The organism is Lachnotalea glycerini, from assembly GCF_003201285.1.
Taxonomy (GTDB): domain Bacteria; phylum Bacillota; class Clostridia; order Lachnospirales; family Lachnospiraceae; genus Lachnotalea; species Lachnotalea glycerini.
The window spans coordinates 18,188-32,119 of the sequence record NZ_QICS01000005.1 but is presented as its reverse complement, the minus strand read 5'-3'; the positions used below and the strand labels follow the sequence as shown (position 1 = coordinate 32,119).

Here is a 13,932-nt window from a genome sequence, read left to right as displayed (position 1 = left end):
ACCAAGGTTAAAGGAGAGAAGTGTAATGATATCAAATCAAATACTTCAAAATACAATTGAAGGACTGAAAGGAATTACAAGAGTAGATTTATGTATAATGGATACAGATGGGAATGTATTGGCAACAACCTTCAATGAAGCAGAGGCTTATGAGGATGTTGTTCTTTCGTTTGCAGATTCTCCGGCAGACAGCCAGGTTATGCAAGGATATCAATTTTTCAAGGTATTTGATGAGCATCAATTGGAATATATACTATTAGCAAACGGTGGGAGCGAAGATGTATATATGGTTGGTAAGATTGCAGCTTTCCAGATACAAAATCTTTTAGTGGCTTATAAGGAGCGTTTTGATAAAGATAATTTTATAAAAAATCTTTTGTTAGACAATCTGCTATTAGTAGACATTTACAATAGGTCAAAGAAGCTGCATATTGATACAGAAGTCAAAAGAGCCGTCTTTATTATTGAGATAAACAATGAAAAAGATTTAAATGGTCTTGAGATTGTCAGGGGACTTTTTGGGGGAAAAACCAAGGATTTTATAACAGCTGTTGATGAAAAAAGTGTAATCGTAGTAAAAGAAGTAGGAACAAACGAAGGTTATGAGGAAATGAACAAAACAGCCAAAAGTATTCTTGATTTGTTTAGTGCGAATGGTTGTAAAGTTCATATAGCATACGGTACTATAGTAAATGAAATTAAAGAGGTGTCAAGATCCTATAAGGAAGCAAAGATGGCTCTTGATGTAGGAAGAATTTTCTTTAGTGAAAGAGACATCATAGCTTATAGTACACTTGGAATAGGAAGACTTATTTACCAGCTTCCAATACCACTTTGTAAAATGTTTATTAAGGAAATATTTGATGGGAAATCACCAGATGATTTTGATGAGGAAACGTTAACAACAATTTACAAGTTTTTTGAAAATAGTCTAAATGTGTCAGAAACTTCAAGACAGTTATATATACACCGAAATACACTCGTTTACAGGCTTGATAAATTACAAAAAAGTACAGGCCTTGATCTGAGAGTATTTGAGGATGCAATCACCTTTAAGATTGCGCTTATGGTAGTTAAATATATGAAGTATATGGAGACATTGGATTATTGATTAAGGAGTAAAAATGATAGAACTGGAAAATGTTAGTAAGATTTATTCTACCGGAACCCCTGCCATAAATGGAGTAAGTCTTAGTATTGAAAAAGGCGAGTTTGTATTTATCGTTGGCAGCAGTGGCTCAGGCAAATCTACTTTAATAAAATTATTATTAAAGGAATTAGAGCCTACATCAGGAAAAATTACAGTAAATAGTAAAAACTTATCTAGACTGAAACGAAGGCAAATTCCTAAATTCAGAAGAGAAATAGGAGTTGTTTTTCAGGATTTTAGATTGCTTAAGGACAGAAATGTTTATGAAAATGTAGCATTTGCGCAGAGAGTCATCCAAGTACCTACGAAAAACATAAAAAGGCAAGTGCCTGCTATGCTTTCAATGGTGGGTTTGGCTGAAAAGTATAAATCAAATCCGAAAGAATTATCAGGCGGTGAGCAGCAAAGAGTAGCTCTTGCCAGAGCATTAGTGAATAAACCTTCCATTTTGCTAGCTGATGAGCCGACAGGTAATCTGGATCCTAAAAATTCATGGGATATTATGAAACTTTTAGAGGAAGCAAATCAAAGAGGCACTACCGTTTTAGTTGTAACACACAACAGAGAGATAGTGGATGCAATGCAAAAAAGAGTTATTACAATGAATAAAGGTGTAATTGTAAGCGACGAAAAAGAAGGTGGGTACGCTTATGAGAGTTAGTTCAATTGTATATAGTTTAAAACAGGGTTTTAAAAATATTATTAGAAATAAGATGTTTTCTTTGGCCTCTATTGCAACCATGGCAGCATGTATTTTTTTATTTGGATTATTTTATACAATGGTTTTTAATTTTCAGCATATTGTAAAACAGGCTGAAACAGGTGTATCCGTTTCTGTATTTTTTAATGATGGTATTTCTCAGGAACAAATAACAGCAATTGGCGATGAGATCAGCAAACGTGTGGAGGTTTCTAAATACGAATATATTTCGGCGGAGGAAGCTTTGAATCGATTTATTAATGATACTTTTAACGGAAATCAAGAATTAGCAGAAAGTTTTCAGGATGATAACCCGTTAGCAAATTCCGCTAGTTACGAGATTTATTTAAATGATGTTTCATTACAAAAGGCATTAGTTACATATTTAGAATCATTGGATGGAGTTCGGGAGGTAAAGCGTTCAGAAATAGTGGCCAATACATTAGCTAATTTTAATGTTTTAATCGGGTATATATCGTTAGCAATTATTGTTATTTTATTTGCTGTTGCAATTTTTTTGATTAGCAACACGGTAACGATCGGTATTGCAGTCCGAAGAGAAGAAATTTCTATTATGAAATTGATTGGAGCAACGGATTTTTTTGTTCGAGCCCCATTTATAGTAGAAGGTATTATGATTGGTTTAATTGGTTCTTGTATTCCATTGGTTGCACTTTATTTTATGTATCGTAATATTATTGAATTTGTCAACGATAAGTTTAAAATATTACAGGATTTATTGAATTTTTTACCAGTCAATACTGTATTTTCAACACTTATACCGATTGCATTGCTGATAGGAGTGGGAATCGGTTTCATGGGAAGTTTTATAACTATACGTAAACATTTAAAGGTATAGGTGAAGTTATGAAGAAGTATATAATAATGGCATTAATTATACTTTCTTTCAATTTGGCGTTTAGTCATAGCTTAATTTCTTATGCTTCTAAAACAACATCGTCTGAGCAGGCTCAGCAGGAAAAGAAAGAGCTAGAGGAGGAACTTGAAAATGCAAACTCGGAGTCTGAAGAGCTGAAATCAGGTCTAGAAGATACACAAAAGGCAATTGATTCTCTTGCGGATAAAAAGAGCAATATAGAAAGCTATGTGAAAGATCTGGACAGTCAGTTAAATTCTATTACAGAAAAAATTGAGGAAATATGCAGCCAAATAGACGTGAAAGAACTTGAAATAGAAGAAACTGCAAAAGAGCTTGAAAAGGCGGAGGAAGATGCAGCCAATCAATATGAAGTAATGAAGAAAAGAATTAAATTCATGTATGAAAACGGAAATGTTGCATATATTGAATTGATTCTAAATTCTAAATCTTTTTCGCAGCTTTTAAATACTGCTGAATATATCAATCAAATAACCGAATACGATCAAAATATGCTGGACAAATTTCAGGAGACAAAGCTTTGCGTTGCCCAAGTAAAAGAAAGCTTGGAGACAGAACAGTCAGAGCTTAAAGAACTGCAAGCTCAGACGCAGGCAAAGGAAAATGAGGTATCCGATTTAATTGATACAAAATCGACTCAGATAGCCAAATATGAGAGTGAAATTCTGTCTGCCAAAGAATTAGAAGATGACTACGAAGCAGATATTAAAGCACAAAATGAAGTGATAGATGCATTAGAGAAATCAGTAGCGGCCAAAAAAGCTGAAATTAAAAAGATTCAGGAGGCAGAACAAACAGCTGATTCAAACCAGAAATCCACCGAAAATATTACAACCACATATGATGGAGGTACATTTACATGGCCGTGTCCGTCTAGTAAAACGATAAGCAGTGAGTATGGGAATCGTTTACACCCCATTCTTGAAGTATATAAATTTCATAATGGAATTGATATTTCAGCTTCCACGGGAAGCACTATTGTGGCAGCTTATAATGGAACGGTAGTTGGTGCGGGGTATAATTCATCTATGGGTAATTATGTAATGATTGATCATGGAGATGGATTGTATACAATTTATATGCATGCATCCGAATTATATGTAAGTACCGGGCAAAATGTATCCAAGGGAGACACAATTGCAGCAGTCGGTTCGACAGGCAGATCAACAGGGCCGCATTTGCATTTTGGAGTCCGTCTAAACGGGAGTTATGTAAATCCACACAGCTATGTGGGCTAATAACTAAAATAATAGGCAAAGGAAGGTCACCATGGAAGATAATAAAAAAGTTTTAAAAGGGTTTATAGGTGGAGTAATAACAGCAACTCTTGTAATTTCAATTGTATTGTTTATTAATAAATATACATCAGGAGAAATTGATACTGCGAGTATATTCGATAATACAAAAACACAGACAACTTCAAGTGGAGTAAGCAGTAAGGCTGTAGAAGCAAAAGTTAGTATCATTAAGCAAATCATTGATAAATATTATCTAGAGGACGCAGATGAGGATAAGCTAGTGGAAGGGATGTATAAAGGCTTGGTAGACGGACTAGAGGATCCATATTCGGTTTATTATACAGAGGATGAATTTAAGAGCCTGATGGAGAGCACAAATGGGGTATATTGTGGAATCGGTGTAACTGTTTCTGAGGATGCAAATACAGGGATTATTACTATGGTGAAGCCATTTGAGAATAGTCCGGGGCTTGAAGCAGGTATTTTGCCAGGTGATATATTATATAAAGTAGATGGTACCGAGGTTACTGGTATGGAGATTTCAAATGTAGTAGCTATGATTAAGGGTGAAGAAGGTACTACGGTCAATCTGACACTTGTCCGGGAAGGCGTAAGTGAAAATATTGAGTTGACAGTTGAACGAAAACAAATAGAGATACCAACTATAAGCTATGAGGTACTTGATAATAATATCGGTTATATTTATATCAGCGAATTTGATACAATCACCGAGTCCCAGTTTACAAGTGCACTAGATGATTTGAATAAACAAGGAATTGATGGTCTTGTAGTTGATTTAAGAGATAATCCAGGTGGTAATTTGGATGTGGTAAACAGTATCCTGGATCAAATTCTTCCGGAGGGCATGATTGTTTATACAGAGGATAAATATGGCGAAAGAGAAGAGTATAAATCAGATGAAGAGAATCAGTTTAATAAACCTTTGGCGGTTTTGATTAATGGAAACAGTGCCAGCGCTTCAGAGATTTTTGCAGGGGCTATAAAGGATTATGGAATAGGAACCTTAGTTGGAACCAAAACTTTTGGTAAAGGTATTGTGCAAAGGCTGATTGAGTTAGGTGACGGTACAGCAATGAAACTTACTATTTCCAAATACTATACTCCGAAAGGGTATAATATTCATAAAATTGGTATTGAGCCGGATGTTGAAATTGAGTTAGATGAGTCACTTAAGACCCAGGCTGTTATTACACATGATGAAGACAACCAGCTTCAAAAGGCTCTTGAAATTATTCGTGAAAAGCTACAGCAGTAATCATTAGTATTTGCTTAAGATAGAAAGGTATAGATATGTGGATTGCAGATGGATGGAAAGATTATGAAGTAATAGATACCGCAAGCGGTGAAAAATTAGAACGTTGGGGAAAGTATCTCTTAGTGCGTCCGGATCCGCAGGTAATTTGGGATACCGAGAAGACGAATAAGGGCTGGAAGAAGATGAATGGACATTATCATCGAAGCGCTAAGGGCGGGGGAGAATGGGAATTTTTTGATCTGCCGCAGCAGTGGACCATTGGATATAAAGGACTTACCTTTAACCTAAAACCCTTTAACTTTAAACATACTGGTTTATTTCCTGAACAGGCTGCAAACTGGGATTGGTTTGGTGAAAAAATAGAAAGTGCAAAAAGACCAATTAAGGTATTAAACTTATTTGCATATACAGGAGGCGCCACTTTAGCGGCGGCAAAGGCAGGAGCAGAGGTTACTCATGTGGATGCTTCTAAAGGTATGGTTTCATGGGCGAAAGAAAATGCGGTGTCCTCTGGGTTAGGGAACGCTTCGATACGTTGGATTGTGGATGATTGTGTTAAGTTTGTAGAAAGAGAAATAAGGCGTGGCAGTCAATATGATGCGATTATCATGGATCCACCCTCTTATGGCAGAGGACCAAAGGGGGAAATATGGAAAATTGAAGATGCAATATATCCGTTGATTAAGCTTTGTGCAAGGCTGCTTTCCAATAATCCACTGTTTTTTCTTGTTAATTCATACACAACTGGTCTTGCGCCGGCTGTACTTACCTACATGCTTGCCACACAGCTAAAGGGGCTAAAAGGCCATGTAGAATCACAGGAAGTTGGACTACCTGTAACAGAAACAGGCTTGATTCTTCCATGCGGAGCATCTGGACGATGGGAGTCGGATTTATAGTATTTGAATAATAACGAAGTGTCTTTTATATGAACAAAGGGAAGAAGCTTTATGAAATAATTAGTAAGGTTTCTTCTCTTTGTTGTGTTAACAACTTGACATAATTACTGCTAATCGTGTAAATTGATAGGAGTAATAATGAGGAGATTTGTATGGAAAAATTCAAGAAGATTGTAAATGATCGGCAATGTATAATAGTAGGTATTTTGATGGTGATGGGAGGACTTGCACGAGTACTCTGCTTATCATCAAACCCGGGAGGCGTTTCACAGGATGAAGCCTTTAGCGCTTATGATGCATTCTCACTGGCAGAGTATGGTACGGACTGTTTTGGGTATCATTTTCCAGTCTATAATACATCATGGGGAAGCGGAATGAGCGCTCTTTATAGCTGGATAAGTATACCACTTATTAAAATATTCGGATTAAATATGTGGACTATAAGGCTTCCACAGGCGTTTCTTGGAATTTTATCGCTTTTGGCACTTTACCTTTTGATGAAAAAAGTAACGAATGACAAAATTGCGTTAATAACATTATTTCTTTTTGTTGTCAGTCCATGGCATATTGTTATGGTAAGATGGGGACTTGATTCTGCAACAACACCAGCATTTTTGCTGTTTGGAATGTACTTCTTTATACTAGGACTGGAAAAAGAAAAATATTTATTACTTTGTGCCATATGCTATGGTTTAACCTTATATTGCTATGCTTTTACGTGGACGCTATTACCATTTATATTAATTTTTCAAATTATCTATGCAATTGCATATAAGAAAATTCGTTTTTCTATTACTAGTATAGCAGCAGCCTTGATTGTTTTTTTGTTTGCGTTGCCACTGATGCTGTTTTTGATGGTTAACTATGATCTACTTCCGGAAATAAGAACTGGATTTATATCAATTCCCAAGGTTTCTTATTTTAGAAGCGGTGAATTGGCATCCGGAGGTTTTATGGGAAAACTTTATACCTACTATAGGGTTATGTTCTTGCAGGATGATGAAAATATATGGAACACAGTATCAGGTTATGGAATTCATTATAAATTCGGATTAGTATTTGTATTTGTGGGATTATTTTATTCTTTGTGGATATGTGTTAAAAGGTTAAAAAATAAAATATATCATCCTTTTATATTTCTGGTATTTCAATTTATTATCGGAAGCCTTGCTTCTCTTATAGTAGATAAATGCGATATTAATAAATTGAATATACTTCACATACCCGCCATCGCATTTGCGGGAGTTGGTATTTACAAATTATGTGAAGTGATAGGAAGAAAATTAATATACATAATAACGGCTGTTTATTTAGTTGCTTTTGGCTTTTTTAATTATAGTTACTATACAAGCTATCAGGAACAGATTTCTAAGGAATTTAATGCAGGACTGACAGAGGCAATTCAATATGCCATGGAAGTAACACCAGATATAATTTGTGTTACAGATAAGGCATATCATTCACAGGTAATGTTTGCATCTAAGATTCCAACTCCTGAGTATCTTAACACAGTAGTTTATTCAAATTATCCAGCTATCTGGCTTGAGACGGCTTCATTTGGACAGTTTGTATTTAAACCGAAAGAAGAGCTTCCTGTTTTGGATGAGAATATAGTTTATGTATGGGAGAGTAGTCAAGGAGATTTTTTTAAGAATAATGGCTATCAGGTGGTTGAATATTCCAATTTTATTGTGGCATATAAATAGTAAACGTTTTTATAAAGAATATTATTTAAAATGTTATGCAAAAGGCAGTAACATTTAGAAAGAGAGACACTTATGAAAAAGATTTTTGAATTTTTTGTATTTCATGCAGCTGCCTTTGTGTTGGCATGGCTTTTCTATATTGTGATATTGCAGATAGGTATATTTGATTTTATAAAGGTTTATTTTTACAAAACAATTGTGATATTAATTATTACAGGAATGATATTGTTAATTACTGAGCTGATATTGAAACACTACTGGAAAAAGGCAACCTTTGATTATAAGGATATTATTCTTTCCTTTGTTGTATTTATGAGCATTAATATGGTTTGGTTGTCAACTATTGTAGTATCACTTGACAGATCCTTATCAGTATTCGTTTTGTCCTATTTGGCAGAAGAGAACAGAAGCTATAGCGAGGAAGAACTTAACGAAGTGTTTCAAACAATTTTTATTGAAAAATATGAAATGCTGGATCGAAGATTTTGGGAACAATTAGAGTCGGGTAATATTGAAGAGGAGGGAGGAGGTTATAAACTTACCGATCGAGGAGAAGGCTTGGTTGATATATTTAAGGCAGTAGGTAAGATTTATAAAGTGGATGACAGATTTATTAATCCAAATCAATAGGTAACAAGTGAGGGTATCGTACGAAATAATCAATCGATACCCTTTTTTTCAGGAAATTCAGATATACATCCTATGAGATTAAAAGCACTTCCTATAAAATTTAATATTATGTTCTGTCATATAATGAAAATATTTGATAGTGCTATAGAGTAATCCAAGTGGGCTTCAAAGCATTTAATTGCTCCTGATTTAACTTTACATAAAGTGAATGCAAGGATTTTTTTAATAAATCATATTCTGGGCGGTTGATGTAAGTATTGAATGAAAAATTTGGAAAGCAGGTTAAAGTACTTTCTCTTATGTATTCATACAAATCCATGGGAAAATGATTGGTATGACGAAAAATAAAACCTATTGTTTCTATATATAGATTCCAAAGATAGTATAACTCGATTTCATCATGAAATTGAGTTATTAAGCCTCTTTTTTCCAGCTCTTCAAAAAGTAATAGATGTACTTTGATATGGTCAAGCCATTTGTTTGTCTGATTTAACGTATGCTGCATTGTTCCAAAAGGATTATAGCGATAGTAATACAAACGTTCTTCCAGAACATAAAACCGCTTAGTATAAAAATAGAGAGGGTACACAAAAAGCGGTTCCTCCAAAACACAATGACTTGGAAATGATACATTAGTATCCAAAAGAAAATTCTTCTTGTAGATTTTATTACGACAGCTGCATTCTAAGAAACGTTCATTTATTACATTCTCAAGAAAGAACTTTCGCTGCGTCTCATTTTCAATGGTTATCAGACGGCTGTTAGAACCAGTGCTTATAGAACTGGGAATGAATGTATCATCCTTGACAAAATCAAAGCATTCGAAATGCACGATATCACAATCATATTGCTTTGCCTTTTCATAGACTTTTTCATATAATCTCAAATCAGCCCAATCATCAGAATCAAAAAAACTGATATATTCCCCCGAGGCATATTGTAGACCTATATTTCTGGCACCACCTTGACGTTGATTTGTGGGAAGATTTATAATTATTATAGAATCTGGATATTGTTGCTCATAAGACATTAATAAAGAAAGGGTAGAGTCGGTAGAAGCATCGTTGATACAGATAAGCTCAAGATTTTCTAGACCAATCGTTTGTCTGATTAAGGTATCCAAACATTTGTCAATATAGCTCTCTACATTATAACAAGGTAAAATAATGCTGAATTTTTTAGACATAGTATTTTTCTCCGTTAAATATATTTGGTGAATTACTTGTAAGAATTTATTTAATTATAGGAAAGGAATGCTGCAGTAATAAAAAAGAGTTTCCTTTCATTCAATAGCTAAAATGTATATCTTGTAAAAGTTCATTATTCCAATCAATATACTTTTTGCATTATATCATAAATGGTTTATTATTGAAACAAAAAATGTCATCGAAGTGAGAAAAATGTCAATATAAATATGTTTTGAAAAAAAAACAAAATATAATAAAAAATACTTGCAAATATGAAAGGTTTCATGTATACTAACTAATGTTGTGACATTGATAGCGTAGAAGCGTGAGGTTGCTGCTTTCGAGCAGGTTTTCCGTGGAGCGAATGTCAAGTTAAGAAACTGGCGACAAGTCACTGTATAATCTATATTGTCCATTTTGAAATGGAAACAACGTGTAGTTATCATATGATACACACGGAAGAGTGTACAGTCACCGCTTGTCGTACTTCGAAATTATTAAGTGCGAAAAGGAGGCGACTTTTTTTATGGCAAGTCAAGTAATGAGAATCACATTAAAAGCTTATGATCATCAATTAATCGATCAGTCTGCTAAAAAGATTATCGAAACTGTAAAGAAGAACGGATCTCAGGTGAGTGGACCCGTACCATTACCAACTAAGAAGGAAGTAGTTACTATTCTTAGAGCGGTTCACAAGTATAAGGATTCCAGAGAACAGTTCGAACAAAGAACACATAAGAGACTTATTGATATCGTAACACCAACACAAAAGACGGTTGATGCATTATCCAGATTAGAAATGCCAGCTGGTGTATATATTGATATCAAAATGAAACAAAAATAAGAGAGTAATCCTGAAGGGTTTATATAGAAGCAACGTAAGTTCCACTTATATGGCTGTTCTAGGATGATTACCGTATGGTAATCCGCTGTAGAGAAAACAGGAGGTAATAAAAATGAAAAAAGCGATTTTAGCTACTAAAGTCGGAATGACTCAAATATTCAATGAAGTTGGAGTGTTAATTCCGGTAACTGTATTGCAGGCTGGTCCATGTGTTGTCACACAGGTAAAAACAGTTGAAAATGACGGATACAGTGCAGTACAGGTTGGTTTCGTTGATAAGAAAGAAAAAATAACAGTTGTTGACAAGGCTGGCAAAAAAGAAATCAGAAACAGACATGGTGTAAACAAAGCCGAGAAAGGTCACTTTGATAAAGCTGGTGTTTCTTGTAAGAGATTCGTTAGAGAGTTCAGACTTGAAAACTCACAGGACTACAAGGTTGCAGATGAAATCAAAGCAGATGCTTTCGCAGCAGGAGATAAAGTTGACGCTACTGCAATTGCAAAGGGAAAAGGCTTCCAGGGTGCTATTAAAAGACATGGACAGTCAAGAGGACCTATGGCTCATGGTTCTAAATTCCATCGTCATGCAGGTTCTAATGGTGCTTGTTCAAGCCCGAGTAAGGTATTCAAAGGAAAAGGAATGCCAGGACATATGGGAGCTAAGAAAATCACAATTCAGAATCTTGAAATTGTAAGAGTTGATGCAGAGAACAATTTACTTTTAGTAAAAGGTGCAGTACCTGGACCTAAAAAATCTTTAGTTACAATTAAAGAGACAGTAAAAACGAATTAATGTGAGATAAGAAAGGAGGAAAACACAGATGGCAAACGTATCTGTTTACAATATGGAAGGCAAAGAAGTTGGAACTATGGAGCTTAGTGATGCTGTATTTGGTGTTGAAGTAAATGAACATTTAGTACACATGGCAGTAGTTCACCAACTTGCAAATAAACGTCAGGGAACTCAGAAAGCGAAAACACGTTCAGAAGTTTCGGGCGGCGGAAGAAAACCATGGAGACAGAAAGGAACTGGTCATGCAAGACAAGGTTCAACAAGATCTCCACAATGGACTGGCGGTGGTGTAGTATTTGCACCAACACCAAGAGATTATTCATTTAAAATGAATAAGAAAGAAAGAAGAATTGCTCTTCAATCTGCTTTAACTTCAAGGGTTAAGGAAAATAAATTAATTGTTGTTGATGAAATCAAAATTGATGAAATTAAAACAAAAAAATTCCAGGCTGTAATGGATAACTTAAAGGTATCTAAGGCATTAGTTGTATTAAACGAGAATGATAAGAATGTAGTTCTTTCAGCTAAGAACATACCTTCCATACAAACAGCTTTAACAAATACAATTAATGTATATGATATTCTTAAATACAACACAGTTATTCTTACTAAGGCTGCTGTTGCTACTATCGAGGAGGTGTATGCATAATGGCAAGTATTCAGTATTATGATGTAATCCTCAAACCGGTTATCACAGAAAAGAGTATGCAGGGAATGGAGAGCAAGAAATATACTTTCTTAGTTCATCCGGAAGCTAATAAGACTCAAATTAAAGAAGCTGTAGAAAAAATGTTTGCAGGAACAAAAGTAAAGAACGTAAACACTATGAATCAGGATGGAAAAACCAAAAGAAGAGGAAAAACATCCGGCAAGACTGCTAAGACAAAGAAAGCAATCGTTCAATTAACTGCAGAAAGTGCAGATATAGAGATTTTTGAAGGATTATAAAAATCTTCTAAGAAACTATACGCAAGTTAAGCGTGACAACAAATAATAATTGTAAATTGAAAGGAGTGACTAGAATGGGTATCAAAAAATATAACCCATATACACCTTCAAGAAGACATATGACTGGTTCGGATTTTTCTGAAATTACAAAAACAACACCAGAAAAATCATTACTTGAATCAAAGAGTAAAACAGCAGGTCGTAATAGTCAGGGTAAAATCACTGTAAGACATCGCGGTGGCGGTGTAAAAAGAAAATATAGAATTATAGATTTTAAAAGAAGAAAAGATGGAATCGTTGGAACAGTAGCAGGTATTGAATACGATCCAAATAGAACAGCTAATATTGCATTGATCCATTATGCAGATGGTGAAAAGTCATATATCTTGGCACCAGAAGGCTTATCTGACGGAATGAAAGTATTAAGCGGAGCAGAGGCGGAAGTTAGAATTGGTAATTGTTTGCCGCTATCAGAGATTCCAGTAGGTACTCAGATTCATAATATCGAAATGTATCCAGGCAAGGGTGGACAGCTTGTTCGTTCGGCTGGAACAGCAGCACAGTTAATGGCAAAAGAAGGAAAGTATGCAACACTTAGATTACCTTCAGGCGAAATGAGAATGGTACCGATTATTTGCAGAGCAACTATCGGTGTAGTAGGAAATGTTGACCATAGCCTTATCAATATTGGTAAAGCAGGACGTAAGCGTCACATGGGTATCAGACCTACCGTTCGTGGTTCTGTTATGAACCCTAATGACCATCCACACGGCGGTGGTGAAGGTAAGACTGGTATTGGCCGTTCAGGTCCAGTTACTCCTTGGGGTAAACCAGCTCTTGGATTAAAGACAAGAAAGAAAAAGAAACAATCCAATAAGTTAATCGTAAGAAGAAGAGACGGTAAAGCTTTAAATACAAAATAGTAACCAAAAGTAGAATTCATAAGGAGGTTAGAACCTATGGCTCGCTCACTTAAAAAAGGACCATTTGCAGATGCAAGCTTACTTAAAAAAGTAGATGCTATGAACGAAAAAGGCGACAAATCAGTTATTAAGACATGGTCTCGTCGTTCTACAATCTTCCCACAAATGGTTGGACATACAATTGCAGTTCATGACGGCAGAAAGCATGTACCTGTATATGTTACTGAAGATATGGTTGGACACAAGCTTGGAGAGTTTGTTGCAACCAGAACTTACAGAGGACATGGAAAAGACGAGAAAAAATCAGGCGTTCGTTAATTAGATGTAGTTTGAAAGGAGGTTTCATTCATGGCAAAAGGACATAGATCCCAAATCAAAAGAGAAAGAAATGCAAATAACAAAGATACTAGACCATCAGCAAAGTTATCTTATGCAAGAGTATCTGTTCAAAAAGCATGTTTCGTTTTAGATGCCATTAGAGGCAAAGATGTTAAGACAGCCCTTGGTATTGTAGCTTACAATCCAAGATATGCTTCAAGTATTATAGAAAAATTATTAAAGTCAGCAATTGCAAATGCTGAGAATAACAACGGAATGAATGTAGATAACCTTTTTGTTGAAGAGTGTTATGCAGAAAAAGGACCTACAATGAAGAGAATTAGACCAAGAGCACAGGGTAGAGCTTATAGAATCGAAAAGAGAATTAGCCATATCACTGTCGTGCTTAATGAAAGATAAGG

At 35.1% G+C, this 13,932-nt stretch carries 16 protein-coding genes; 15 read left to right on the top strand and 1 reads right to left on the bottom strand.

Annotation, left to right across the window (positions count from 1 at the left end):
* Positions 1 to 25 precede the first annotated feature (25 nt).
* From C8E03_RS11160 to C8E03_RS11125, 8 genes are all read left to right on the top strand, one after another.
* Positions 26 to 1,111 carry a PucR family transcriptional regulator gene (locus C8E03_RS11160; RefSeq protein ID WP_094377177.1) on the top strand — a complete coding sequence of 362 codons (1,086 nt, stop codon included), beginning with the start codon at positions 26 to 28 and terminating at the stop codon, positions 1,109 to 1,111.
* A 13-nt stretch (positions 1,112 to 1,124) separates the two neighbouring features.
* Positions 1,125 to 1,811 carry a cell division ATP-binding protein FtsE gene (gene ftsE, locus C8E03_RS11155; RefSeq protein ID WP_094377176.1) on the top strand — a complete coding sequence of 229 codons (687 nt, stop codon included), beginning with the start codon at positions 1,125 to 1,127 and terminating at the stop codon, positions 1,809 to 1,811.
* On the top strand, positions 1,801 to 2,709 hold the full coding sequence (ftsX, locus tag C8E03_RS11150) for a permease-like cell division protein FtsX (protein WP_094377175.1): 909 nt from the start codon (positions 1,801 to 1,803) through the stop codon (positions 2,707 to 2,709). Before ftsE ends, ftsX begins: the two co-directional genes overlap by 11 nt.
* Before the next feature lie 8 nt (positions 2,710 to 2,717).
* Positions 2,718 to 3,986, top strand: a complete 1,269-nt coding sequence (locus tag C8E03_RS11145) for a murein hydrolase activator EnvC family protein (protein ID WP_110291084.1) — start codon at positions 2,718 to 2,720, stop codon at positions 3,984 to 3,986.
* 31 nt (positions 3,987 to 4,017) lie between these two features.
* Positions 4,018 to 5,262 carry a S41 family peptidase gene (locus C8E03_RS11140; RefSeq protein WP_094377173.1) on the top strand — a complete coding sequence of 415 codons (1,245 nt, stop codon included), beginning with the start codon at positions 4,018 to 4,020 and terminating at the stop codon, positions 5,260 to 5,262.
* Between the two features lie 35 nt (positions 5,263 to 5,297).
* Positions 5,298 to 6,161, top strand: a complete 864-nt coding sequence (locus C8E03_RS11135) for a class I SAM-dependent methyltransferase (RefSeq protein ID WP_094377172.1) — start codon at positions 5,298 to 5,300, stop codon at positions 6,159 to 6,161.
* 152 nt (positions 6,162 to 6,313) lie between these two features.
* Complete coding sequence (locus tag C8E03_RS11130) at positions 6,314 to 7,867, top strand: glycosyltransferase family 39 protein (protein ID WP_094377171.1); 1,554 nt, start codon at positions 6,314 to 6,316, stop codon at positions 7,865 to 7,867.
* Positions 7,868 to 7,939: 72 nt separating this feature from the next.
* Complete coding sequence (locus C8E03_RS11125) at positions 7,940 to 8,497, top strand: hypothetical protein (RefSeq protein ID WP_094377170.1); 558 nt, start codon at positions 7,940 to 7,942, stop codon at positions 8,495 to 8,497.
* Between the two features lie 142 nt (positions 8,498 to 8,639).
* Here C8E03_RS11125 and C8E03_RS11120 read toward each other — a convergent pair whose 3' ends face one another.
* Positions 8,640 to 9,683, bottom strand: a complete 1,044-nt coding sequence (locus tag C8E03_RS11120) for a glycosyltransferase family 2 protein (RefSeq protein WP_110291083.1) — start codon at positions 9,681 to 9,683, stop codon at positions 8,640 to 8,642.
* Positions 9,684 to 10,210: 527 nt separating this feature from the next.
* On the opposite strand from C8E03_RS11120, the gene rpsJ reads away from it, so the two are divergent.
* The 7 genes from rpsJ (at position 10,211) to rplV (ending at position 13,930) form a co-directional block, all read left to right on the top strand.
* Complete coding sequence (gene rpsJ / locus C8E03_RS11115) at positions 10,211 to 10,528, top strand: 30S ribosomal protein S10 (protein ID WP_094377168.1); 318 nt, start codon at positions 10,211 to 10,213, stop codon at positions 10,526 to 10,528.
* Between the two features lie 112 nt (positions 10,529 to 10,640).
* Positions 10,641 to 11,321 carry a 50S ribosomal protein L3 gene (gene rplC, locus C8E03_RS11110; protein ID WP_094377167.1) on the top strand — a complete coding sequence of 227 codons (681 nt, stop codon included), beginning with the start codon at positions 10,641 to 10,643 and terminating at the stop codon, positions 11,319 to 11,321.
* A 28-nt stretch (positions 11,322 to 11,349) separates the two neighbouring features.
* Entirely contained in the window at positions 11,350 to 11,970 is a 621-nt protein-coding gene (rplD, locus tag C8E03_RS11105) for a 50S ribosomal protein L4 (protein WP_094377166.1), read from the top strand.
* The gene (rplW, locus tag C8E03_RS11100; protein ID WP_094377165.1) at positions 11,970 to 12,269 is read left to right on the top strand and encodes a 50S ribosomal protein L23; all 300 of its coding nucleotides are present in this window, start codon (positions 11,970 to 11,972) and stop codon (positions 12,267 to 12,269) included. The genes rplD and rplW overlap by 1 nt, the downstream gene beginning before the upstream one ends.
* 74 nt (positions 12,270 to 12,343) lie before the next feature.
* A complete protein-coding gene (rplB, locus tag C8E03_RS11095; protein ID WP_094377164.1) occupies positions 12,344 to 13,192 on the top strand; it encodes a 50S ribosomal protein L2 in 849 nt (282 codons plus the stop codon).
* A 36-nt stretch (positions 13,193 to 13,228) separates the two neighbouring features.
* Complete coding sequence (gene rpsS / locus C8E03_RS11090; protein WP_094377163.1) at positions 13,229 to 13,510, top strand: 30S ribosomal protein S19; 282 nt, start codon at positions 13,229 to 13,231, stop codon at positions 13,508 to 13,510.
* A gap of 30 nt (positions 13,511 to 13,540) precedes the next feature.
* Positions 13,541 to 13,930, top strand: a complete 390-nt coding sequence (gene rplV / locus C8E03_RS11085) for a 50S ribosomal protein L22 (protein WP_094377162.1) — start codon at positions 13,541 to 13,543, stop codon at positions 13,928 to 13,930.
* The last annotated feature ends 2 nt before the right edge of the window (positions 13,931 to 13,932 follow it).